This window comes from Allobosea sp. 05L423, assembly GCF_056397745.1.
Genome location: NZ_JBFTOA010000011.1, coordinates 1 through 21375, shown reverse-complemented (window position 1 = coordinate 21375; position 21375 = coordinate 1). Strand labels below are relative to the sequence as shown.

Sequence of the window (21375 nt, the reverse complement as noted above, 5' to 3'; positions counted from 1 at the left end):
AGTGGAAGTTGGGCGTCGGGCGAGCGCAAAGTGATCCGGTTACGGGCGACTGGTTTATATAGGGCAGGGGCCGGAGCGTTCCAAAGCCTTCCTGATCGCGCAGCCCCCATGCGCCCGCTGATGGCTGTGGCCGTGCTGGCGCTGTTCGCCGCCGGCTGCTCGGTCTCCTTTCCGATTCTCGGCCTGTCGAGCAAGAGCGAGGACGAGGTCGCGACGACCTCCGCGATTCTGCCGGCACGCGGCGGCGACCGGCCGGCGGCCCTCGCCAGCCTTGCGGCCGAGCTCGGCCCCGAAGACATGCGCCGCGCCGATGGCGCGATGAGCGTCGCTCTCGACCCGCAGGGCAACGGTGCCGCGGTATCCTGGGACAACCCCCAGAGCGGCATCAAGGGTTCCTTCATTCCGGTAGGTGGCCCGTTCCTGCGGTCGGACGAGATCTGCCGGGCCTTCATCGCCAGCGTCCAGACGCAAACCCGGCCGGCCAAGCTGCAAGGCACCGCCTGCCGCCCCTCCGGCGGCGAGTGGGCGGTCAAGGATGTCGCGCCCTGGAAGGGCGTGAGCTGAGCGCCCAGCTATCGGCTTGCCTTGCGTTTGCGGCGGGTGCAGAAGGGCCCCCGGAGGGTGTTGCGTCGGCGCCACACCATCCCCAGATAAGGCGGAGCGGACGGATGCCGGCTTTCGATGCCGGCCGTCCGACTTTGCGTGAAAACGAGGTTTTGGATGCGCGATCCCTATCAGGTTCTGGGCGTCGCCCGCGGCGCGAGCGATGCGGAGATCAAGAAGGCCTTCCGCCGCCGTGCCAAGGAGCTGCACCCGGACCGCAACCAGGAAGATCCGAAGGCGCAGGACCGCTTCTCCGAGCTGAACACCGCCTATGAGATCCTGGGCGACGAGACCAAGCGCAAGCAGTTCGACCGCGGCGAGATCGATGCCGAGGGCAAGCCGAAGTTCCAGGGCTTCGAGGGCATGGGCGCCGGCCGCGGCGGCCGCAGCGGCGGCTTCGAATTCAATTTCGGCCAGGGCGGCAACCCCTTCGGCGGGCGCGCCGGCGCGCAACCCGGCGGCGGGCAGCCCGGTGGCGACGCCGGCTTCGACGCCTCCGACATCTTCTCCTCGCTCTTCGGCGAGGCGAGCCGGCGCTCGCGCGGGCGGCCCGAGCCGCAGAAGCCGGCGGAGCAGAGCTTCACGCTCGAGGTCACGCTGGCTCAGGCCGTGACCGGCGGCGCGCGCCGGGTCAAGCTGCCGACCGGGCGCGAGGTCGAGATCACCATCCCCGAAGGCGTCACCGACGGCAAGGTGATGCGCCTGCGCGGTCTCGGCCAGACCGATCCGTTCTCCGGCGAGACCGGCGACGTGATGATGACGATCAAGATCAAGCCGGACCCGCGCTTCACAGTCGACGGCAAGGATCTGCGCACCCGCGTCGCGGTGCCGCTCACCAAGGCGGTCCTTGGCGGGCCGCTGCACGTCCCGACGCTGACCGGCGCCGTCGAGATGACGATCCCGCCGATGACCGGCACGACCAAGCAGTTCCGCCTGCGCGGCAAAGGGCTCAAGGGCGAGAAGGGCGCGGTTGGCGACCTCTTCGTCGCGATCGATATCGAGATGCCGGCAAGCGACGCCGAGTTGACCGCCCTGATGAAGGCGCGCAGCGAGGCCGGCTAACCTTCCAGCATTATGCGATGGGCCTTTGCCGGCCCGATCGGAGGGAAAATACCCCCGATTGGGGCCGGATGCGTGATTCAACCGTGGAGGCCGGCGTCAAAAGCGGTTCCCGTTTCCCTGCGACTGTTCTAAGAGACCTGCTCCTCGTTCACCCTGCGGGTTCCCCATGCCTGATTCCAACGCCATTTCGCCGACCGCCAATCTCCTCAAGGGCAAGCGCGGACTCGTGATGGGCGTCGCGAACAACCGCTCCATCGCCTGGGGCATCGCCAAGGCGGCGGCCGACGCGGGCGCGGAACTCGCCTTCACCTATCAGGGCGATGCGCTGAAGAAGCGGGTGGAGCCGCTCGCCAAGGAACTCGGCGGCCATGTGGTCGGCCATTGCGACGTCACCGACGGCGCCACGATCGACGCGGTCTTCGCCGAGGTCGAGAAGCTCTGGGGCAAGCTCGACTTCGTCGTCCACTGCATCGCCTTCTCCGACAAGGACGAGCTGACCGGCCGCTATGTCGAGACCACCGAGGCGAACTTCTCCAAATCGCTGCTGATCTCCTGTTATTCCTTCACCGCGATCACCCAGCGCGCCGAGAAGCTGATGCCCGATGGCGGCTCGCTGCTGACGCTGACCTATTACGGCGCCGAGAAGTGGATGCCGCATTACAATGTCATGGGCATTGCCAAGGCGGCGTTGGAATCGAGCGTGCAGTATCTCGCCGCCGATCTCGGCCCCTCGAAGATCCGCGTCAACGCGATCTCGGCCGGCCCGATCAAGACGCTGGCCGCCTCCGGCATCGGCGATTTCCGCTACATCCTGCGCTGGAACGAGTACAACTCGCCGCTGCGCCGCACGGTGACCATCGAGGAGGTCGGCGAGACCGCCGTGTTCCTCGTCTCCGACATGTCGCGCGGCATCACCGGCGAGATCATGCATGTCGATGCCGGCTACCATGTCGTCGGCATGAAGGTGCCGACCGCGCCGGACATCTCCCTCGACAAGGGCGAGTGAGCGCAAGCATCGAACCGGAAAGTGACATCCACTTTCCGGATCGTTTCAATGCGGAAATAGAGAACTAGCCCGCCAGCAAGGTTTTCAAGCGATCCGTCGCGCCGTCGTCGCGGCGGATCGTTTCGTCTGCGGCGGCTGCAAGCAGATCGGCCACCGTCCGTCCGCCGATCAGGCGTTGTGGCAGGATCTCCGCCAGCGGCGTCAGCACGAAGGCGCGCTCGGGAATGCGCGGGTGCGGAATCTGCAGCCGCGCCTGGTCGATGACCGCATCGCCATAGGTCAGGATGTCGATGTCGAGCGTGCGCGGTCCCCAGCGCTCGCGCCGTTCGCGGCCGCCGGCACGCTCCAGTTCAAGGCAGAACGCGAGCAGGTCCTGCGGGGCGAGCGATGTCTCGACCAGAGCTGCCATGTTGAGGAATTCCGGCTGGTCGGTCTTGCCCCAGGGCGGTGTGCGATAGATCGAGGACAGCCGGCCAAGAGTGATGGCCGGGTGGTCGCGCAACCCATGCAAGGCCGCGGCGAAGGCGGCGACGGGATCGCCGAGATTGCCGCCGAAGGCGAGCGCGGCTTCAACCTTCACGCTGGAATCTCAACTGGATGCCGACCGAGCCGAGCGTCGCCGGGATCGGAGGCGCCGGCTTGCGCAACGTGACTTCCACAGCATCGACCGAGGGAAAAGCGTCGAGGATCGCCAAAGCCACGGCACGGGCTGCGCCTTCAAGCAGGTGATAACGGCAGGCCGTGAAAGCGTCGTTCACGATGGCGACGGCACGCCCGTAATCGACCGTATCGGCCAGGCGGTCGCTGGCGGCGGCGGCACGCAGGTCGACGTCGAGCACGAGGTCGAGAACAAAGCGCTGGCCGAGCCGCTCCTCCTCCGAGAAAAAGCCGTGATAGGCGTAGATATCGAGCTTCTCGATCAGGATGCGGCCGGTTTCGCTCACAGGTCTGCCTTCGTGCTGTCCTCGATCGCGGCCCAGGTCTTCAGCGCATCGATATGGGGCGCGACGTCATGGGCGCGGATGATGGCGGCGCCGCGGCTGGCGCCGTAGAGATGGGCGGCGATGCTGGCGGCGAGCCGTTCGGCCGGGATCGTGCGGCCGGTGATATGCCCGAGCGTCGATTTGCGCGAGGCGCCGAGCAGGATCGGGCAGCCGAGCTCGCCGAGCCGGTCGAGATGGTGGATCAGGTCGAGATTCTGGCTGATGGTCTTGCCGAAGCCGATGCCGGGATCGACGACGATCTGGTCACGTGGGACGCCGGCCTGCGTCGCGATCGCGATCGAGCGCTCGAGGAAGCGCAGCACCTCGTCGAAGATGTCGAGCGCGCCGTCGGCCTTCTCGCGGTTGTGCATCAGGATGATCGGGGCGCCGGCCCGTGCTGCGACCGCGGCGATGCGCGGATCGCGCTGGGCGCCCCAGACGTCGTTGACGATCGATGCGCCGGCGGCGAGCGCCGCTTCCGCGATCTCGGCCTTGTAGCTGTCGATGGAGATCGGCGTCTCGACCCGCGCCTTCAGCCCGGCGATCACCGGCAGCACGCGCGCCTTCTCGGTCTCGGCATCGACGGTGGCATGGCCCGGCCGGGTCGACTCGCCACCGACATCGACGATGGCCGCCCCCTCGGCGACAAGGCGTTCGCCATGCGACACCGCGGCCTCGGTACCGGCGTGCAGGCCGCCATCCGAAAAGGAATCGGGCGTGACGTTGACGATGCCCATGACCAGCGGCTGCGCATCGAGCGCAAGGCTGCGGCCATCGGGCAAGGCGAGGGAGAAGGGCATGCGGTTCCGCCGATGATTGGGCAAGGGCGCTATACACATCCCGTGTGAGATGGGCCACAGAAAGCGGCCGATTGTCGCTATGGGGCGGATGCATGGGCTCCGGCCGCCTTTGGCTTTTGACGCGGGCGGCGTCAGCGTGCAGAAGCCCCGCATGCTTCCGCTTTCGCTTTCGCATCGGCTCATCCTCGTCCGCCACGGCGAAACCGACTGGAATCGCGAGGGGCGGCTGCAAGGCGGACAGGATATCCCGCTCAACGATCTCGGCCGTGAACAGGCGGCTGAGGCCGCCGGCCGTCTGAAGACGCTGGAGCCGGCCTATGCCGAGCTCGACTACATCTCATCGCCGATGCGGCGGGCGCGCGAGACGATGGACATCCTGAGCCGCGAACTCGCTCTGCCGGAAGGCGGCTATGCCGTCGATGACCGGCTGCGGGAGCTGACCTTCGGCGAATGGGAAGGCTTTACCTGGCGCGATGTCCGCAAGGCCGAGCGCGAGCAGGCGCATCTGCGCGAGCGCGACAAATGGGGCTTCGTGCCGCCGGGCGGCGAGAGCTATCGCATGCTGGCCGAACGGGTGCGTCCGGTGCTCGAAGGCTTGCGGCGCGAGACGGTGATCGTCAGCCATGGCGGGGTTGCGCGCGCCGTGCTCGCGCTGGTTGGTGCGGTTGCGCCACGCGACGCCGCCAGGGTGGAGATCTGGCAGGGCAAGCTGCTCGTCGTCACCGGGAGCAAGGCCGACTGGCTCTGAGAGGCTCGGGCAGTGCCGGCGGCATCCCGGCATTCATCACCGGTTCACGCGTGATTCGGCAGGAAGAATATGCTAGCAGAGCGTCGTGATGCGGCGGCCTGCCCGGCCGGGGGGCTCACGCGGATGTCGCGGCGCAGTGGCGACGGATTCCGGTTTTCTTCATAGGGTGCGTGGCAAGGTGCCGCCCGACCGAAGGCATGAGCCGCCTCGGTCATAGCGACGGGCCTTTGAGCGCAGCGGGGCGCGATGAACGATATGACGAAGCTGTCGGCGGCGTCTGATCCGGCCGGCGCAAACCTCCTTGCCATGCTGGCCGGCGAGAAGCGCCCGGACCTGATCCGTGACGAGGTGCTGGCCGAGATCTTTGCGGCGACCGCAGCCGCTCGCCCTGACCATCCCGCTCTTGTCGATCGCGAACGTCGCCTCAGCTATGCCGAGGTCTGGGCCCAGGCCGGGCGGCAGGCGCGGGGCTTGCAGCTTGCCGGCGTCGGGCCGGGCGACATGGTCGGCCTGTGGATGCCGCGCGGCATCGATCTGCTCGTCGCGCAGATCGCGATCACGCGCGCGGGCGCGGCCTGGGTGCCCTTCGACGCGGATGCGCCGGTCGAGCGCATCGCGACCTGCCTCAATGACGCCGAGGCCAAGGGCATCGTCACCTGCGCCGGCTGGGCCGCCCGGGCCGAGGAGACGGACCGCAAGGTCTGGACGCCCGAAATCCTCGCCGCCGCGGCGGACGGGCATGAGCCGCCGGCGCGGCCGGCCGGGCTGACCAAGGAACACCCGGCCTATCTGATCTACACCTCCGGCTCGACGGGCACGCCGAAGGCGATCGTCATCAGCCACCGCAACATCTGCCATTTCCTGCGCTCCGGGAACGCGCTCTACGGCATCGGACCCGACGACGTCGTCTTCCAGGGCGCCTCGGTCGCCTTCGACCTGTCGATGGAGGAGATCTGGACGCCTTATCTCGTCGGGGCGACGCTTTTCGTCGCCTCGCCGGAGATGATGGGCGATGCCGAGAAGCTGCCTGCCATCCTCGACGAGGCCGGCGTCACCGTCATCGACACCGTGCCGACCCTGCTCGGCATCCTGCCGGCCGACGTGCCTTCCCTGAAGCTGATCCTGCTCGGCGGCGAGGCGCTGCCGCCGGCGATCGTGCAGAAATGGTCGAAGCCGGGCCGGCGCATCCTCAACACCTACGGCCCGACCGAGGCGACGGTCGTGGCGACCGCTGCCGAGGTCGTTCCCGGTGAGACCGTCACCATCGGCAAGCCGATCGCGAACTACACCGCCTATGTCGTCGGCGAAGATTTGCGCCTGGTCCATCCGGGCGAGCAGGGCGAGCTTCTGATCGGCGGGCCGGGCGTCGCCAAGGGCTATCACGGGCGCCCCGAACTGACGGCCGAGAAGTTCATCGCCAACCCGTTTTCCGGGCTGGCCGGCGAGGGCGACCCGGTGCTCTACCGCTCCGGCGATGCCGTCAGCCTCGATGAGAACGGCAACATTGTCTTCCACGGCCGCATCGACGACCAGATCAAGATCCGTGGCTTCCGCGTCGAGCTCGGCGAGATCGAATCGAAGCTCGCGGACGAGCCGGGCGTGGCGCAGGCGGCCGTCGTGCTGCGCACGGATGACGGCATCGAGCGGCTCGTCGCCTTCGTCGTGGCGGAGCCGGGCGTGGCGGTGGACGGTGCTGCGCTCAGAGCGGCACTGCGCGAGAAGCTGCCGCCCTACATGGTTCCCGCGCATTTCGAGGCGGTCGGCTCGCTGCCGCGCATGGTTTCCGGCAAGGTCGACCGCAAGATGCTGAAGGCGGCGCCGCTGACGGCGCCGAGCGCCGAGGGCGAACAGGAGCCCCCGCGCAACGAGACGGAAGCCGCCCTGCTCGATGCCGCCAGGCGCGTGCTCGGCGCAGCCAGCCTGCCGCTGGAAGCCGATTTCTTCGTCGATCTGGGTGGGCATTCGCTGCTCGCGGCGCGCTTCATCTCGATCGTGCGGGAGACGCCGGCCTATGCCGGCATCACGCTGCAGGATGTCTATGGTGCCCGTACGCTGCGTGCGATGGCCGCGCTGCTCGACGAGCGGGGCGCGGCAACGGCGGAGGACCTCTCCTTCACGCCTCCGCCGTTCCTGCGGCGCTTCCTGTGCGGGTTGGCGCAGGCTGCTGTGCTGCCGGTCATCATCGGCCTGTCGACGGCGCAGTGGCTCGGCGTCTTCGTCACCTACATGATCCTCTCGGGCGAGGATCTGCCGCTGCTCGGCCAGATCGCTGCCCTGCTCGGCGTCTACATCATGATCATCGTCGCGACCGGGCTCATTGCCGTCGCGCTGAAGTGGATCGTGCTCGGCCGGACCAAGCCCGGCGTCTATCCGCTCTGGGGCGTCTACTATTTCCGCTGGTGGTTTGCGGCGCGTGTCGCCGGCCTCGTCCATATCAAATGGCTCCAGGGCACCCCGGTGATGCGGTTCTACTGGCGCCTGCTCGGTGCCAAGGTCGGGCGCGACGTCGTCATCTCCGATTACGAGGCGGGCGCGATCGATCTGATCGAGATCGGCGACTTCACGAGCTTCGGCTCCAAGACCACCTTCGCCAATGGCGAGGCGATCGGCGACAAGCTGATCATCGGCCGCATCAAGATCGGGAAGGATGTCTCGGCGGGAGCTTCGGTCGTGCTCGGCCATGGCGCGGTCATCGGCGCTCATGCCGAGATCGGCGACCTCACCGCCATTCAGCCCGGCGTCCATGTCGGAGAGGCCGAGATCTGGGACGGCACGCCCGGCCGCAAGATCGGCACGGTCGACCTCGCCGCCCTGCCGCCGCAGGCCGAAGCCTCACCGGCGCGGCGCGCGCTGATGACCGTCTTCTACCTCCTGATGCTGATCGTGCTGCCGCCGGTCAGCCTACTGCCGATCTTTCCGGCCTTCTGGCTGTTCGACAAGATCGACGACTTCATCGCCGGCTGGACCGAGATCAGCTATCTCTGGTTCCTGCCGATCCTGACCTGGCCGACCGCGATCGGCCTCATCGCCTTCACCGTGCTGCTGATGGCGGGGTTGCGCTGGGCGATCCTGCCGCGCGTCACCTCCGGCTCCTACTCGATCCATTCCGGCTTCTACGCCCGCAAATGGACGGTGGCGCTGGCGACCGAGGTGACGCTGGAGACGCTCTCCTCGCTCTTTGCCACGATCTATATGCGGGCCTGGTACCGGCTGATGGGCGCGCACATCGGCAAGGGCGCGGAGATCTCGACCAATCTCTCCGGCCGCTACGACCTCACCGGCATCGGCGCGGGCAACTTCATCGCCGACGAGGTCGTCTTCGGCGACGAGGACATGCGCCGCGGCTATATGCGGCTCGACGCGACGCGCACGGGCGAGCAGGTCTTCGTCGGCAACGACGCGGTGGTGCCGCCCGGCGCGGTCATCCCAGACCGGGTGTTGATCGGCATCAAGTCGAAGCCGCCGGCCAATGACCGGATGCAGCCCGGCGACACCTGGTTCGGCTCCCCGCCGATCAAGCTGCCGACCCGTCAGAAGGTCGATCTCGGCGCGGACTGGACCTACAAGCCCTCCTTCGCCAAGCAGTTCGGGCGCGGCGTCTTCGAGGCGTTGCACACTTCCTTCCCGTCGATGCTGTTCATCACCTTCGGCACCATCGCCGTCGACATGGTGCTGCAGCAGAAGATCAACGAGGGCGACTGGCTCGGCCTTGCCCTGTCCTTCATGGCGGTCTCGGTGCTGATCGCCGTGGCCCAGGCCCTGATCTGCGCTGCCGTCAAATGGCTGATGATGGGCACCTACAAGCCGGTGATGAAGCCGATGTGGTCGTGGTGGGCGATGCGCACCGAGGCCGTCGCGGTGATGTATTGGGGCCTCGGCGGCAAGGTGCTGTTCGACTATCTGCGCGGCACGCCGTTTCTGCCCTGGTTCCTGATGCTGTTCGGCGCGAAGTACGGGAAGGGCGTCTGGCTCGACTCTACCGATATCACCGAGTTCGACTGCATCAAGGTCGGCGATTTCTGCACGGTCAACGCCCACTCGGCGCTGCAGACGCACCTCTACGAGGATCGCGTGATGAAGGTCGGCCGTGTCAGGCTGGGCAAGGGCGTCTGCGTCGGTGCCGGCGCGACCGTGCTCTACGACACCCATGTCGGCGACTACGCTCAGGTCGGGTTGCTGACCGTGATCATGAAGGGCGAAAACCTGCCGGCGCATACGCGCTGGGAGGGTGCGCCGGCGGTGCCGGCGAAGGCCTCGGCGCACTGAAGCTGGAGCGGTTCAGCGCGCCGAACCCCAGATCTTTCCTGCGGGAACGGCGCGGCCGGCCAGCGGCAGTGCCCTTTCCGCGTCGCCGAGTTCGCGGACATCGCCCTTGGGCAGGTCTCCGAGTTCGAGTTCGCCGATCCTGACCCGGACGAGGCGCAGGACTTCGGCCCCGGCCGCTTCCACGATCCGCCTGATCTGCCGGTTGCGGCCCTCGTCGATCACCATCTCGACCCAGGCATTGCGCGCGCCGTGGCGCAGCAGCGTGGCCGCGCGTGTCGTCAGGGTCTCGCCATCGTGCGTGGCTCCTGCCCGCAAACGGGCCATGAAGGCGTCGTCGGGCACCCGGTCGATCTGGACGTGATAGGTCTTCTCGACGCCGGAAGCGGGGTCGAGAATGTGCTGCGCCCAGCGGGTGTCGTTGCTCATGAGCAGCAGCCCCTCGCTCGCCATGTCGAGGCGCCCGACCGGAGCCAGGAAGGGCAGGTCGAGGCCGTCCAGACAGGCATAGACGGTCTGGCGCCCCTCAGGGTCGCTGGTTGTCGTGACCACGCCGCGCGGCTTGTTGAGCATCAGATAGACACGGCTTGCGGCGGAAACGGGCTGGCCATCGACCTGCAGACGCGCCCGCTGCGGGTCGATGCGCAGCTCCGGATGGCGGGCGCGGCGGCCGTCGACTGCGACGCGCCCTTCCTGGATCAGCTTCTCCGCCTGGGTGCGCGAGCAGTAGCCGAGCTTGGACAGGGCGCGGGCCAGGCCGACGCCTGCCGCGGTTCCGGGCGCGGGGCGCCTGCGGAAAGGTTTCATGATGAGCCTGGGCGCCGATGGCGCGGCCTGCCCGACGGATCGGAAAAGCTCCCGCCTGCTGCGGTGCGGCCGGTTCGGCCAGCAGGCGGCGGAGCCCGTCCCGACGATCGAGCGATGGTGACAGGGAGTGATCTGGTGTCTGTGGCTCGGTGCCGCGATTGCGCTGGCAGGGGCGAGCCGGCTCAACCCCGAAACCGCCGGCGGGCGGTTCGGGGCTAAAGTCCCGCGATGATGGGGCTCCCGGGGCGCCAGGAGCGCGAGGGGCAGGGCGCCAAGCAACTCATGCGGTCAGCTTGAAGCCGGCGCGGCGCGGTCTTGTCAATGGAGCGCGTGCAGCGGGGCGGGGTTTCGCCGCGGCCCGATCCGGCTTAAGAGCCGATACGCAACGCATCGGGCTCCCATGTCGCACAACAGCTTCGGTCATCTCTTCCGCGTCACCACCTTCGGCGAGAGCCATGGCCCCGCCATTGGCTGCGTCGTCGACGGCTGCCCGCCGCTGATCCCGCTGACGGAAGCCGATATCCAGGGCGATCTCGACCGGCGCCGGCCCGGCCAGTCGCGCTTCACCACGCAGCGCCAGGAGCCGGACCAGGTCCGCATCGTCTCCGGCGTCTTCGCGCGCGAGAGCGACGGCGTGCAGGTGACGACGGGCACCTCGATCGGGCTCCTGATCGACAATGTCGACCAGCGCTCGAAGGACTATTCGGACATCAAGGACAAGTACCGGCCGGGCCATGCCGATTTCACCTATGATGTGAAATACGGCATCCGCGACTATCGCGGCGGCGGGCGTTCCTCGGCGCGCGAGACGGCGATGCGCGTCGCCGCCGGCGCCATCGCCCGCAAGGTCGTGCCGGGCATGGTGGTGCGTGGCGCACTCGTCCAGATGGGGCCGCACAAGATCGACCGCGCCAACTGGGATTGGGAGGAGGTCGCCCGCAACCCCTTCTTCTGCCCGGATGCGAAGGCCGCGGCCTTCTTCGCCGATTATCTCGACGGTATCCGGAAGTCCGGTTCCTCGATCGGCGCCGTGCTGGAGATCGTCGCGGAAGGCGTGCCGGCGGGCCTTGGCGCTCCGATCTACGGCAAGCTCGATGCCGAGATCGCTGCGGCGCTGATGAGCATCAATGCGGTGAAGGGCGTCGAGATCGGCGAGGGCTTCGGCGCGGCCGAGCTTTCAGGCGAGGAGAACGCCGACGAGATGCGCGCCGGCAATGACGGGCGCCCGCTCTTCCTCTCCAACCATGCCGGCGGCATTCTTGGCGGCATCTCGACGGGGCAGGCCATCGTGGCCCGTTTCGCGGTGAAGCCGACCTCCTCGATCCTGGCGACGCGCGCGACCGTGACGCGAACGGGTGGCGAAGCCGAGATGTTCACCAAGGGGCGCCATGATCCCTGCGTCGGCATCCGGGCCGTGCCGGTCGGCGAGGCGATGGTCGCCTGCGTGCTGGCGGATCACTATCTGCGCCATCGCGGGCAGGTCGGCGTTGTGGAGCCGCGCTGGCCGTTTCAGGAGTGACGCTGCCGTCGTTCTCGGGCGAAGCGTAGCGGAGACCCGGGAATCTCTGGTCGGAAGAGGCGCTCATAGGCGAGTCTCCCGCGTCACGAGATGCTCGGGTCAAGCCCGGGCACGACGCGTAGCGGCTTGCATTTCAGCAATACTGAAAATGCGTCAATCATTCATTGCGGATGAAGTCTCGTCGTATTAGCTTGCTCGCATGAAGCTCGACGTCTGGCTCCGGCAGAACAAGATCGCGCGCAGCGCCTTCGCCAAGCAGGTTGGCCTGTCGCCGGCCAGCGTGACGGCGCTCTGCAACGACCCTGCCGCCTGGATCTCCCGCGAAAGCGCCGAGCGCATCACCGCCGCTACAGGCGGCGCCGTCACTCCCAATGATTTCCTCGGCCTGTCAGGGCCGCGCGAGGCTGCCATGTCCAACAACGTCGCCGAGACCATCGAAGCCTTCGCCCGCGGCGAGATCGTCATCGTCACCGATGACGACGATCGCGAGAACGAGGGCGATCTCATCGTCGCCGCCTCTCTCTGCACGCCGGAGAAGATGGCCTTCATCATCCGCAACACCTGCGGCATCGTCTGCGCGCCACTGACCGCGAGCGAGGCCCGGCGCCTGCGCCTCGATCCGATGGTCTCGTCCAACGACGCGCCGCTCGGCACGGCCTTCACCATCACCGTCGACGTCAAGCACGGGCTGACCACCGGCATTTCGGCCGAGCAGCGCACCAACACGGTGCGCGCGCTCGCCAACGGCAATATGGGCGCCGCCGATTTCGTCCGCCCCGGCCATGTCTTCCCGCTCATCGCCAAGGATGGCGGCGTGCTGATGCGCTCCGGCCATACGGAAGCCGCCGTCGACCTGTGCAAGCTCGCCGAATTGCCGCCGGTCGGCGTCATCTGCGAGCTCGCCAATGACGACGGCACGGTGATGAAGGGCGCGCAGATCACCGCCTTCGCCGAGAAGCACGGGCTGAAGCAGATCACGGTTGCCGACCTGATCGCCTATCGCCAGTTGCGCGAGAAGCTGGTCGAGCGGGTGCATTCCTTCCCGGTCAAGACCGCGTTCGGCGAGATGACGGGCCATGTCTACATCACGCCCTTCGACAACACCCAGCACTTTGCCTTCGTGATGGGCAAGCTGGGCGATGGCGAGAAGGTGCCCGCCAGGCTGCACAGGGCCGATGTGGTGGCCGATGTGCTCGGCGGCGCCAGCTCGATCCAATGCGTTCTGCGGCGCTTCCAGCAGGAAGGGAAGGGCGTCCTCGTCTATCTGCGCGACGGCAGCGCCGGCGTGCCGATCAAGAGCGTCGAGGAAGGCTCGGACGAGCTGCGCATCCAGCAATGGCGCGAGGTCGGCCTCGGCGCGCAGATCCTGCGCGATCTCGGAGTCAGCTCGATCGTGAACCTCGCCTCCTCGCCGCGCTCCTTCGTGGGCCTCAGCGGCTTCGGCATCGAGATCGCGGAGACCGCGCCACTGGAGTGAGGCCCGCTCAGCTGCCCATCAGCGCCCCGACATGGGCGGCCGCCGATCGCGCCAGCGCGTCGAGATCGTAGCCGCCCTCGAGCACGGAGACGACGCGGCCGCCGGCGTGCTTGTCGGCGATGTCGATCAGCTTCTGCGTCGCCCAGGCGAAATCGGCTTCGCGGAGATTGAGACTGGCGAGCGGATCGCGCCAATGCGCGTCGAACCCGGCCGAGATCACAACGAGATCGGGGCGGAAGGCATCGAGGCGAGGCAGGATCGCGATCTCGAAGGCCTCGCGGAATTCGTCCGATCCCTCCCCGGGGTGCAAGGGCACATTCACGATCGTGCCGTGGGCGCCGCGCTCCGACGCCGCGCCGGTGCCCGGATAGAGCGGCATCTCGTGCGTGGAGGCGTAAAGGACGCTCGCATCCTCCCAGAAGATGTCCTGCGTGCCGTTGCCGTGATGGACGTCCCAATCGACGATGGCGACGCGCGCGGCACCGTGGGCGTTCTGCGCATGACGGGCGGCAATCGCAGCGTGGTTGAAGAAGCAGAAGCCCATGGCGCGGTTGCGCTCGGCATGGTGCCCCGGCGGGCGCATGGCGACAAAGGCATTGCGGGCCTTGCCGCTCATGACCTCGTCCACGGCAGCGGTTGCGCCGCCGACGGCGCGCAGGACGGCCTCAATCGTGCCGGGAGACATGAACGTGTCGCCGTCGACCTGAACGAAGCCGGAAGCCGGGCTCGAATCGATCAGCGCCTGAGCGTAGGTGGCGGGGTGGCAGAGCGTCACCTGTTCGAGCGTTCCGAGCGGCGCCTCCACCCGAATCAGCGCCGCGAAACGCTCTGCTTCCAGAGCCTGATCGATCGCCTTCAGCCGTTCGGCGCATTCGGGGTGGCCGGGCGGCATGGCGTGGCCGAAGCCTGCGGGATGGGTGATCAGAAGCGTGGTCAAGCGGGTCAATCCAGACGATTGCTGTCAAAGCGACGGAAAGCGTGGCCCGTTTGCCACGCCTGCGCGCGATCAGGGCGCCCTAAGGGGAACTTGATTGCGCCTTGCCGGTTTGGAGCCTAGTGCTTCGCCAGACCGTCGCGCCTCGGGTATGACTTGGGCGATACGAAGCGTTAACTCTTGATTCATCATAAAGGGTGCCTTCGGGTCGCTCTGGTGGAGACTATGAAGAAGACCGTTTTCGTTGCCCTGGCGCTGTCGGCGCTGCTCGGTGCCTGCCAGTATAAGAGCGTGGCCGCTCCGGAGCTGTCAGCCCGCGACGCGGAATATATCGCGCTCGTCCCCAAGTTCGATACCTACCTTCCCTATCTCCCTTACGAGATCGCCGATCCGACCGGGCAACCGCCCGGCACGGTCTATGTCGATACGAAGGAGAAGTTCCTTTACCTCGTCCTGCCGAACAAGAAGGCGATCCGCTACGGCGTCGCCACCGGTGACGAGGCTTATGGCTGGACCGGCGAGGCCGTGGTGCAGCGCAAGGCCGAATGGCCGCGCTGGACGCCGCCGGCCGAGATGGTCAAGCGCTGGCCGCATCTGAAGCCGGTTGCGGGCGGAATGAACGGCGGGCCGGAAAACCCGCTCGGCGCGCGCGCGCTCTATCTCTATCAGAACGGCCACGACACGCTCTATCGCATCCACGGCACCAACGAACCCGAGACGATCGGCCGTTCGGCGTCGTCCGGCTGCATCCGGATGCGCAATATCGACGCCATCGACCTGTTCAATCGCGTGCCGGTAGGCGCGAAGGTCATCGTCGTCTGACTTTCGACGGCAACTTCAGGAATTCGAGCGGGCGGCCTTCGGGTCGCCCGTTTTCGTTACAGGCGGCCGTCACGAAAAAGGCCGGCGGGAGTAGAGCTCCGCGCCGGCCAGTTTAGGGTCTCGAAGGGAGGTTTCAGTCGTCGAAACCGTGGCGGAGCACACCGGGGAGTTCGGTCCTGCGTGCCTCGCCGTGCTTCTTCAACGCGCCTGACAGCTGCCTGGTTCCCGCAGCGACCGCCTGAATCGCGATCGGGCGGAACTGCGACGTGTAGTTTTCGCGTGCCGCGGCATCGTGGAAACTCTTGCGCACCTGCATCTGGGGACGGACGTCGTTTTGAAACATGGCTCCTGACTCTCTGATGACCTGACGCCGGAGGCTCTCGCCCGCCGACCTCGTCACCCTGCCGGCCGATCAGGACGGGGCCGGGGCGCGTCTGTGATTTGTTCGTGGCGATCTCGGGCCGTGAGCGGTTTCGGCCACATTGATGAACGAAAACAAAAAAGGCCGGGCGATCGCCGCCCGGCCTTCAAAATCGCACATGCCGTGGCCGTCAGGCGAACAGGCCTTCCGCCTTGGCCCAGTCCAGCGTCTTGTCGAGGGCGCGCTCGCAGCGGTTGAACATCTCCTCGGTCTCGGCCTCGCTGATGACCAGCGGCGGGCAGAAGGCGAGACGGTCGCCCATGGCGCGGGTGATGAGACCCTCCTGCAGCGCGAAGGCGACAGCCTTGGCGCCGACGCCCTTCTTGGTCTCGAAGGCAGCCTTGGTCTGCTTGTCCTTGACCAGTTCGGCGCCGCCGATCAGGCCGACGCCGCGGGCTTCGCCGACGAGCGGATGCTCGGCAAGCTTCTCGAGGCGGCGGATGAAGGTCGGCGAGACCTTGTTGACGTGATCGACGATCTTGTCGCGCTGGTAGATCTCCAGCGTCTTCACCGCGACGGCGCAGCCGACCGGGTGGCCCGCATAGGTGTTGCCGTGGCCGAAGGTGCCGATCTTGCGGCTCTGGTCGACCAGAACCTCATAGACCTTCTCGTTCATCATCACGGCGCTGAGCGGGAAATAGGCCGAGGTGATCTGCTTGGCGAGCGAGATCGTGTCGGCGTTCATGCCGTAAGTCTCGGTGCCGAACATCTTGCCGGTGCGGGCGAAGCCGGTGATGACCTCATCCGAGATGAACAGGATGTCATATTTGGCGAGGACGGCGTTGACCTTCTCGAAATAGCCCTCCGGCGGGGTGATCGCGCCGCCGGCGCCCATCACCGGCTCGGCGATGAAGGCGGCGACGGTGTCGGGCCCCTCGCGCAGGATCATCTCCTCGAGCTCGGCGGCGAGGCGCGTCGAGTAGTCCTGCTCGCTCTCGCCCGGCTCGGCGAAGCGGTAATGGTGCGGGCAGGAGGTGTGCAGGATGCCCGGCAGCGGCAGGTCGAAGTCGATATGGTTGTTCGGCAGGCCGGTCAGCGATGCCGAGGCGACGGTGACGCCGTGATAGCCCTTCAGCCGCGAGATGATCTTCTTCTTCTGCGGCCGGCCGAGCGCATTGTTCATGTACCAGACGATCTTGACCTGGGTGTCGTTGGCATCGGAGCCGGAGGCCCCGTAGAACACCTTCGAGATCGGAACCGGGGCGATCTCCTTCAGCTTCTCGGCGAGCTCGATCGCCGGGTCGTGGCTGCGCCCACCGAAGATGTGGGTGAAGGGCAGCTTCTTCATCTGCTCATAGGCGGTCTCGATCAGCTCCTGGTTGGAGTAGCCGAGCGAGGTGCACCAGAGGCCCGCCATGCCCTCGATATATTCCTTGCCGGCGGAATCGTAGACGTAGACGCCTTTGCCGCTTTCCATCACCAGCGGCCCGTTCTGCCGGTGGGTGGCGAGGTTCGTATAGGGATGGACGAGGGTCTCGATGTCCCTGACGGCGACATTCGACAGCATGATGGGCTCCCGGTTCTGTTTAATATTCTTGCCACCATAAGCCGAGATGGCCGCAAATGTTGAGCGATTTTGGCGCAGGGGACGGTAGACTCTGCCGCAGGGCGGCTGCGGAGGCAAAGAGTTCCGCCAGGTGTTTTTGGAGCCTGCCGATTTCATGCGGAAACACGCCGCCATCCCGGGCTTGACCCGGGGCCTTGCCGGAGCGCTACCGATCAAGGTCCAGGCAGGGATCCCGGATCTCAGCTTCGCTGCGTCCGGGATGACCCCGCATCCGTGAAAATGCAGTGCGCCGTGACAGGCCTCAGCGCGCGATCGGCGGCGGGACGAAGCGGCTGCCGAGTTCTTCCAGCATCGCGCCGACGGCGATCGCCGTGCGGTCCTCGCCGAAGGGCGCGATGATCTGGACGCCGAGCGGCAGGCCCTCGCGCGACCGCATCACCGGCGCGCAGAGCGCCGGCAGGTCGGCGCCGGTGGCGGGCGCTGCCCACAGCAGGAAATCGAGATAGGGTCTCGGCTCGCCATTCACCATCAGCCGGCGGGCATGGATGTCCGGGCCGTGGTCGTGCGGGATCGCGGCGACCGGAGCCGGCGGACAAAGCACGACGTCGTAGCGCTCGAAGAAGCGCGCCCATTGCCGCTTCTGGGCGAGCCGGCGATGGGCAAGTTGCTGATAGAGACCGGGCGTCATGCGCGCGCCGCGCGCCTGCAGCGCCTGATGTGACAGATCGTTCGGGCTGAAGCGCGAGGCCTGCGCCTGGATGCGGGCGCGCACCTTCGGCGGCAGGCCATAGGCCACGACGGCGTGGTTCAGCAGCGCATAGACCTCGAAAGCATCGGCGAAGCTCACCGAGGGGCGGGCTGTCTCGTCGACGCTGGCGCCGGCTTCGGCGAGGCGACGGGCGGCTTCGCGCACGGCCTCGGACACCTCCTTGTCGACGGGAGCGAAGGAGTCCTCGGCCCACAGCGCGATGCGCAGGCCCTTGGCAGTCCGGGCGCGCGGCTCAGGCAGGGCGGGAGAGGGGAGCGCGGCATCGCGCGGGCCGGCGATCACCGGCAATATGAGGTCGAGATCCTCTGCCGCGCGGGTGATCGGACCGGCCACCATCAGGTCGACATTGCGGGCAGTCCGGCGCTCGGGCGGAGGTGGGATCGCGCCCCAGGTCGAGACCAGCCCCCAGCTCGTCTTGAGCCCGAAGACGCCGCAGGCATGGGCCGGCCAGCGGATTGAGCTGCCGAGATCGGAGCCGAGCTCGAAGGCGCTCATGCCCGTGGCGACAGCGACCGCTGCGCCGCCTGAAGAACCGCCGGGGGAGCGGGTTTCGTCCCAGGGGTTGTTGGTCACGCCATGGACGGGATTGTAGCTCTGGAAGTCCCCGGAGAAGACCGGGACATTGGTCTTGCCGACGATGACCGCGCCGGCAGCGCGCAGCCTCGCGACCGCGGCCGCATCTTCGGCAGGCACGCGCTCGCGATAGGCCGGCAGACCGCCTGATGAGGGCAGGCCGGCGACGTCGAAGGCGTCCTTGATCGTGATCGGCAGGCCTTCGAGAGGCCGCGCCGTGCCATTCGCGAACCGTTCGTCACCGACGCGGGCCATGGCGCGGGCGGCCTCGCGATCCTGCGCGACGATGGCGTTGAGATGCGGGTTGATCGCATCGATGCGGGCGAAGCTGGCCTCGAGCAGGTCGGTGGCGCTGAAGCGGCGCGCAAGCAGGGCCGTACGCAGGGCGGTGGCCGAGGCGGTCAGGTCGATGTCGGCAGCCATCCCGGCATCACTCCGCATCGACGGCGCGGGCGTGATCGCGCCAGAGCAGGACGAGCCGATCGAGCTCTGCGAGATCGTCGGGCTTCAGCTTGCCAAGCGTGCTGGCGACGAAGTCGCGCTGGCTGGCGATGCCAGCCTCGGCCAGCCGGCGGCCTTCGGCAGTCAGGTGCATGGCATAGGAGCGCCGGTCCCCGGCGATCGCACGACGCTCGACGAGGCCGGCCTGCACGAGGCGGTCGACCAGTCCCGAGACATTGCCCTTGGTGACATAAAGCCGCTCGGCGAGCTCGCTCTGGCTGATGCCTTCCTGCTCCGTCAGGGTCGAGAGCAGATCGAATTGCGGGATCGAGAGGCCGAGCTTGCGGATGCGCCCGGTCATCTGCATCAGCATGCGCTGATGCAGCCGCATAAAGCGGAACCAGACCCGGTCAGGCTCCGTCACCGCGTGCGGCACGCTTTTCGGAGCGGTCATCGCGTTTCCCCCCTCTGGAACGATCAGACCTAAACTATCCGGAGCCGTCAGGCGAGCCTTCGATAGTGCGACTTTCCTTTCGCGGAAGCACGTCGCTATCCTCTCGAAAACGATAAGCCTTCGGGAGGAACGCGCATGCTCGGCCTGATGCAGGATTGGTCCCTTCTGCTCCACCGGATCATCGACCATGCGGCGATCCAGCACGGCACGCGCGAGGTCGTCAGCCGGGCGGTCGAGGACGGCACGCTGCGGCGACGAACATATGCCGAGATCAGGGGGCGGGCGCTTCGCGTGGCCAAGCGGCTGCAGCGTGAAGGCGTCAAGCTCGGGGACCGGGTGGCGACGCTGGCCTGGAACAGCGACCGCCATCTCGAGCTCTGGTACGGCATCAGCGGCATCGGCGCGATCACGCATACGGTCAACCCGCGCCTGTTCCCCGAGCAGATCGCCTGGATCATCAACCATGCCGAGGACCGGCTGCTCTTCCTCGACCTGACTTTCGTGCCGATGATCGAGCAGTTGCAGGAGAAGCTGCCGAGCATCGAGCGCTACATCGTCCTCAGCGATGCCGCGCATATGCAGAAGTGCGGTCTCAAGGGCGCGGTCTCCTATGAGGACTGGCTTGCCGAAGCGGACGAGGATTTCGCCTGGGGGGTCTTCGACGAGAACACGGCTGCTGGTCTCTGCTACACCTCCGGCACGACCGGCGGGCCGAAGGGCGTGCTCTACTCGCATCGTTCCAACGTTCTGCACGCGCTCGCCTGCGCGGCGCCGGACTATATGGGGCTGTCCTCGCGCGACACCGTGATGCCGGTCGTGCCGCTCTTCCATGCAAACAGCTGGTCGCTGGCCTATTCCGCGCCGATGACGGGCGCCAAGCTGGTGATGCCCGGCGCGAAGCTGGACGGCCCCTCCCTGCATGAATTGCTGGAAGGCGAGGGCGTCACCATGACCGCGGCGGTGCCCACGGTCTGGCTCGGATTGCTGCAGCATCTGGAGGCGACCGGCGGCAAGCTCTCGACCCTGAAGCGCGTCGTCATCGGCGGCTCGGCCTGCCCGCGCGCGATGACGGAGGCCTTCGAGCGCAAATACGGCGTCACGGTCGCCCATGCCTGGGGCATGACCGAGATGAGCCCGCTCGGCTCCTTCTGCTCGATGAAGCCGGTCTACCAGCAGCTCGAAGGCGAGGCGCTCTACGATCTCAAGGTCAAGCAGGGCCACCCACCCTTCACGGTGGAGTTCCGGCTCACCGACGACGCCGGCCGGGACCTGCCCTGGGATGGCAAGACCTTCGGTCGCCTCAAGGTGCGTGGGCCGGCGGTGGCTGGCGCCTATTACCGGCGCGAGGACGAGGACATTCTCGACGATCACGGCTTCTTCGATACCGGCGATGTCGCGACGATCGATCCCGCCGGCTACATGCAGGTCACCGACCGCTCGAAGGACGTGATCAAATCGGGGGGCGAATGGATCTCCTCGATCGACCTCGAAAACCTCGCCGTCGGCCACCCCGATGTGGCCGAGGCGGCGGTGATCGGTGTCGCGCATCCGAAATGGGACGAGCGGCCATTGCTGGTGATCGTGCCGAAGCCGGGCCGCAGGCCCGGTAAGGAGGAGATGCTTGCCTTCATGAGCGGCAAGATCGCGAAATGGTGGCTGCCGGACGATGTCGTGCTGGTCGAGGCTATCCCGCACACCGCGACGGGGAAGATCCAGAAGACGGCGCTGCGCGAGATGTTCAAGGACTACCGGCTGCCGGGCTGAGCCGCTGCGTCCCTGAATCGAAAACGGCGCCCTTTCGGGGCGCCGGGTCGTGTCGTATTGGGCGGGCCTTCCCGCCTCAGAACTCTTCCCAGCCTGCGTCCTGGGCGCGGCCATTGGCGACCTTGCGCGGGGCGGGGGCGGCCTTGGACTGGGCGAAGGCGGCCTCGGCGAGCTTGCGCAGCCGCTCCGGCTCGGCCGCCGGAGCCCTGGCGGATACGGCCGGGGCGGCTGCCGTGACGGCGACAGGGCGCGCCGCGGCGCGAGGCGCGCCTTTCGCCGGGCGCGCTGCCGGGACAGGCTGCGGATAGCCTGACTGCCCCACCGCCTCGCGGCCGGTGCGGAAGGTCGCGACCAGCTCGTTGAGCTGGCCGATCCGGCCGGAAAGCGCATTGGCGGAGGCGGCGCTCTGTTCGGCCAGCAGC

18 protein-coding genes and 1 pseudogene are annotated in these 21375 nt (G+C 67.3%); 9 read left to right on the top strand and 10 right to left on the bottom strand.

Annotated elements, in window-relative coordinates:
• Nucleotides 1–108: 108 nt before the first annotated feature.
• From AC1DNE_RS20725 to fabI, 3 genes are all read left to right on the top strand, one after another.
• Nucleotides 109–564, top strand: a complete 456-nt coding sequence (locus tag AC1DNE_RS20725; protein WP_476766439.1) for an RT0821/Lpp0805 family surface protein — start codon at nucleotides 109–111, stop codon at nucleotides 562–564.
• A 156-nt stretch (nucleotides 565–720) separates the two neighbouring features.
• A complete protein-coding gene (locus AC1DNE_RS20720) occupies nucleotides 721–1665 on the top strand; it encodes a DnaJ C-terminal domain-containing protein (protein WP_441472855.1) in 945 nt (314 codons plus the stop codon).
• A 166-nt stretch (nucleotides 1666–1831) separates the two neighbouring features.
• Nucleotides 1832–2671, top strand: coding sequence for an enoyl-ACP reductase FabI (fabI, locus tag AC1DNE_RS20715; RefSeq protein ID WP_441472854.1), 840 nt, complete (start codon nucleotides 1832–1834; stop codon nucleotides 2669–2671).
• Between the two features lie 64 nt (nucleotides 2672–2735).
• Here fabI and folK read toward each other — a convergent pair whose 3' ends face one another.
• From folK to folP, 3 genes are read right to left on the bottom strand one after another with little or no spacing between them, the layout of a single operon-like run.
• Nucleotides 2736–3251: a 2-amino-4-hydroxy-6-hydroxymethyldihydropteridine diphosphokinase gene (gene folK, locus AC1DNE_RS20710; protein ID WP_441472853.1), complete on the bottom strand. Its 516-nt coding sequence runs from the start codon at nucleotides 3249–3251 to the stop codon at nucleotides 2736–2738.
• Nucleotides 3241–3615: a dihydroneopterin aldolase gene (gene folB / locus AC1DNE_RS20705; protein WP_441472852.1), complete on the bottom strand. Its 375-nt coding sequence runs from the start codon at nucleotides 3613–3615 to the stop codon at nucleotides 3241–3243. The genes folK and folB overlap by 11 nt, the downstream gene beginning before the upstream one ends.
• Nucleotides 3612–4454, bottom strand: coding sequence for a dihydropteroate synthase (gene folP / locus AC1DNE_RS20700; protein WP_441472851.1), 843 nt, complete (start codon nucleotides 4452–4454; stop codon nucleotides 3612–3614). The genes folB and folP overlap by 4 nt, the downstream gene beginning before the upstream one ends.
• A 151-nt stretch (nucleotides 4455–4605) precedes the next feature.
• Between folP and AC1DNE_RS20695 the strand changes: the two genes are divergently transcribed.
• Nucleotides 4606–5202, top strand: coding sequence for a histidine phosphatase family protein (locus AC1DNE_RS20695; RefSeq protein ID WP_441472850.1), 597 nt, complete (start codon nucleotides 4606–4608; stop codon nucleotides 5200–5202).
• Between the two features lie 255 nt (nucleotides 5203–5457).
• Nucleotides 5458–9468, top strand: coding sequence for a Pls/PosA family non-ribosomal peptide synthetase (locus tag AC1DNE_RS20690; RefSeq protein ID WP_476804032.1), 4011 nt, complete (start codon nucleotides 5458–5460; stop codon nucleotides 9466–9468).
• A 12-nt stretch (nucleotides 9469–9480) separates the two neighbouring features.
• Here the strand turns inward: AC1DNE_RS20690 and AC1DNE_RS20685 are convergent, their stop codons facing one another.
• A complete protein-coding gene (locus tag AC1DNE_RS20685; RefSeq protein WP_441472848.1) occupies nucleotides 9481–10272 on the bottom strand; it encodes a pseudouridine synthase in 792 nt (263 codons plus the stop codon).
• 400 nt (nucleotides 10273–10672) lie between these two features.
• On the opposite strand from AC1DNE_RS20685, the gene aroC reads away from it, so the two are divergent.
• Nucleotides 10673–11791, top strand: a complete 1119-nt coding sequence (aroC, locus tag AC1DNE_RS20680) for a chorismate synthase (protein ID WP_441472847.1) — start codon at nucleotides 10673–10675, stop codon at nucleotides 11789–11791.
• 199 nt (nucleotides 11792–11990) lie between these two features.
• A complete protein-coding gene (gene ribB, locus AC1DNE_RS20675; RefSeq protein ID WP_441472846.1) occupies nucleotides 11991–13268 on the top strand; it encodes a 3,4-dihydroxy-2-butanone-4-phosphate synthase in 1278 nt (425 codons plus the stop codon).
• A 7-nt stretch (nucleotides 13269–13275) separates the two neighbouring features.
• Here the strand turns inward: ribB and AC1DNE_RS20670 are convergent, their stop codons facing one another.
• Nucleotides 13276–14205, bottom strand: coding sequence for a histone deacetylase family protein (locus AC1DNE_RS20670; protein ID WP_441472845.1), 930 nt, complete (start codon nucleotides 14203–14205; stop codon nucleotides 13276–13278).
• Nucleotides 14206–14427: 222 nt separating this feature from the next.
• Between AC1DNE_RS20670 and AC1DNE_RS20665 the strand changes: the two genes are divergently transcribed.
• On the top strand, nucleotides 14428–15024 hold the full coding sequence (locus AC1DNE_RS20665) for a L,D-transpeptidase (protein WP_441472844.1): 597 nt from the start codon (nucleotides 14428–14430) through the stop codon (nucleotides 15022–15024).
• 133 nt (nucleotides 15025–15157) lie between these two features.
• On the opposite strand, the gene AC1DNE_RS20660 is transcribed toward AC1DNE_RS20665, so the two are convergent.
• The 4 genes from AC1DNE_RS20660 to AC1DNE_RS20645 all read right to left on the bottom strand — a co-directional run bounded on the left by AC1DNE_RS20660 (nucleotide 15158) and on the right by AC1DNE_RS20645 (nucleotide 19189).
• Nucleotides 15158–15367, bottom strand: a complete 210-nt coding sequence (locus AC1DNE_RS20660; RefSeq protein WP_441472843.1) for a hypothetical protein — start codon at nucleotides 15365–15367, stop codon at nucleotides 15158–15160.
• A gap of 208 nt (nucleotides 15368–15575) precedes the next feature.
• Nucleotides 15576–16952 carry an aspartate aminotransferase family protein gene (locus tag AC1DNE_RS20655; RefSeq protein WP_441472842.1) on the bottom strand — a complete coding sequence of 459 codons (1377 nt, stop codon included), beginning with the start codon at nucleotides 16950–16952 and terminating at the stop codon, nucleotides 15576–15578.
• 301 nt (nucleotides 16953–17253) lie between these two features.
• Nucleotides 17254–18717: an amidase gene (locus AC1DNE_RS20650; protein ID WP_476766444.1), complete on the bottom strand. Its 1464-nt coding sequence runs from the start codon at nucleotides 18715–18717 to the stop codon at nucleotides 17254–17256.
• A 7-nt stretch (nucleotides 18718–18724) separates the two neighbouring features.
• Nucleotides 18725–19189: a MarR family winged helix-turn-helix transcriptional regulator gene (locus AC1DNE_RS20645; RefSeq protein WP_441472840.1), complete on the bottom strand. Its 465-nt coding sequence runs from the start codon at nucleotides 19187–19189 to the stop codon at nucleotides 18725–18727.
• A 135-nt stretch (nucleotides 19190–19324) separates the two neighbouring features.
• Here AC1DNE_RS20645 and AC1DNE_RS20640 point away from each other — a divergent pair, with 135 nt between their 5' ends.
• A complete protein-coding gene (locus AC1DNE_RS20640; protein WP_476766445.1) occupies nucleotides 19325–20953 on the top strand; it encodes a long-chain-fatty-acid--CoA ligase in 1629 nt (542 codons plus the stop codon).
• Between the two features lie 76 nt (nucleotides 20954–21029).
• Here the strand turns inward: AC1DNE_RS20640 and AC1DNE_RS20635 are convergent.
• A pseudogene (locus AC1DNE_RS20635) lies at nucleotides 21030–21375 on the bottom strand (hypothetical protein); the annotation flags it as partial.

What these genes read in the sequence shown, in the direction of transcription:
- AC1DNE_RS20725 (WP_476766439.1), top strand. Translation starts at nt 109, where the DNA reads ATGCGCCCGCTGATGGCTGTGGCCGTGCTGGCGCTGTTCGCCGCCGGC.
- AC1DNE_RS20720 (WP_441472855.1), top strand. Translation starts at nt 721, where the DNA reads ATGCGCGATCCCTATCAGGTTCTGGGCGTCGCCCGCGGCGCGAGCGAT.
- fabI (WP_441472854.1), top strand. Translation starts at nt 1,832, where the DNA reads ATGCCTGATTCCAACGCCATTTCGCCGACCGCCAATCTCCTCAAGGGC.
- folP (WP_441472851.1), bottom strand. Translation starts at nt 4,454, where the DNA reads ATGCCCTTCTCCCTCGCCTTGCCCGATGGCCGCAGCCTTGCGCTCGAT.
- AC1DNE_RS20695 (WP_441472850.1), top strand. Translation starts at nt 4,606, where the DNA reads ATGCTTCCGCTTTCGCTTTCGCATCGGCTCATCCTCGTCCGCCACGGC.
- AC1DNE_RS20690 (WP_476804032.1), top strand. Translation starts at nt 5,458, where the DNA reads ATGACGAAGCTGTCGGCGGCGTCTGATCCGGCCGGCGCAAACCTCCTT.
- AC1DNE_RS20685 (WP_441472848.1), bottom strand. Translation starts at nt 10,272, where the DNA reads ATGAAACCTTTCCGCAGGCGCCCCGCGCCCGGAACCGCGGCAGGCGTC.
- aroC (WP_441472847.1), top strand. Translation starts at nt 10,673, where the DNA reads ATGTCGCACAACAGCTTCGGTCATCTCTTCCGCGTCACCACCTTCGGC.
- ribB (WP_441472846.1), top strand. Translation starts at nt 11,991, where the DNA reads ATGAAGCTCGACGTCTGGCTCCGGCAGAACAAGATCGCGCGCAGCGCC.
- AC1DNE_RS20665 (WP_441472844.1), top strand. Translation starts at nt 14,428, where the DNA reads ATGAAGAAGACCGTTTTCGTTGCCCTGGCGCTGTCGGCGCTGCTCGGT.
- AC1DNE_RS20660 (WP_441472843.1), bottom strand. Translation starts at nt 15,367, where the DNA reads ATGTTTCAAAACGACGTCCGTCCCCAGATGCAGGTGCGCAAGAGTTTC.
- AC1DNE_RS20655 (WP_441472842.1), bottom strand. Translation starts at nt 16,952, where the DNA reads ATGCTGTCGAATGTCGCCGTCAGGGACATCGAGACCCTCGTCCATCCC.
- AC1DNE_RS20650 (WP_476766444.1), bottom strand. Translation starts at nt 18,717, where the DNA reads ATGGCTGCCGACATCGACCTGACCGCCTCGGCCACCGCCCTGCGTACG.
- AC1DNE_RS20645 (WP_441472840.1), bottom strand. Translation starts at nt 19,189, where the DNA reads ATGACCGCTCCGAAAAGCGTGCCGCACGCGGTGACGGAGCCTGACCGG.
- AC1DNE_RS20640 (WP_476766445.1), top strand. Translation starts at nt 19,325, where the DNA reads ATGCTCGGCCTGATGCAGGATTGGTCCCTTCTGCTCCACCGGATCATC.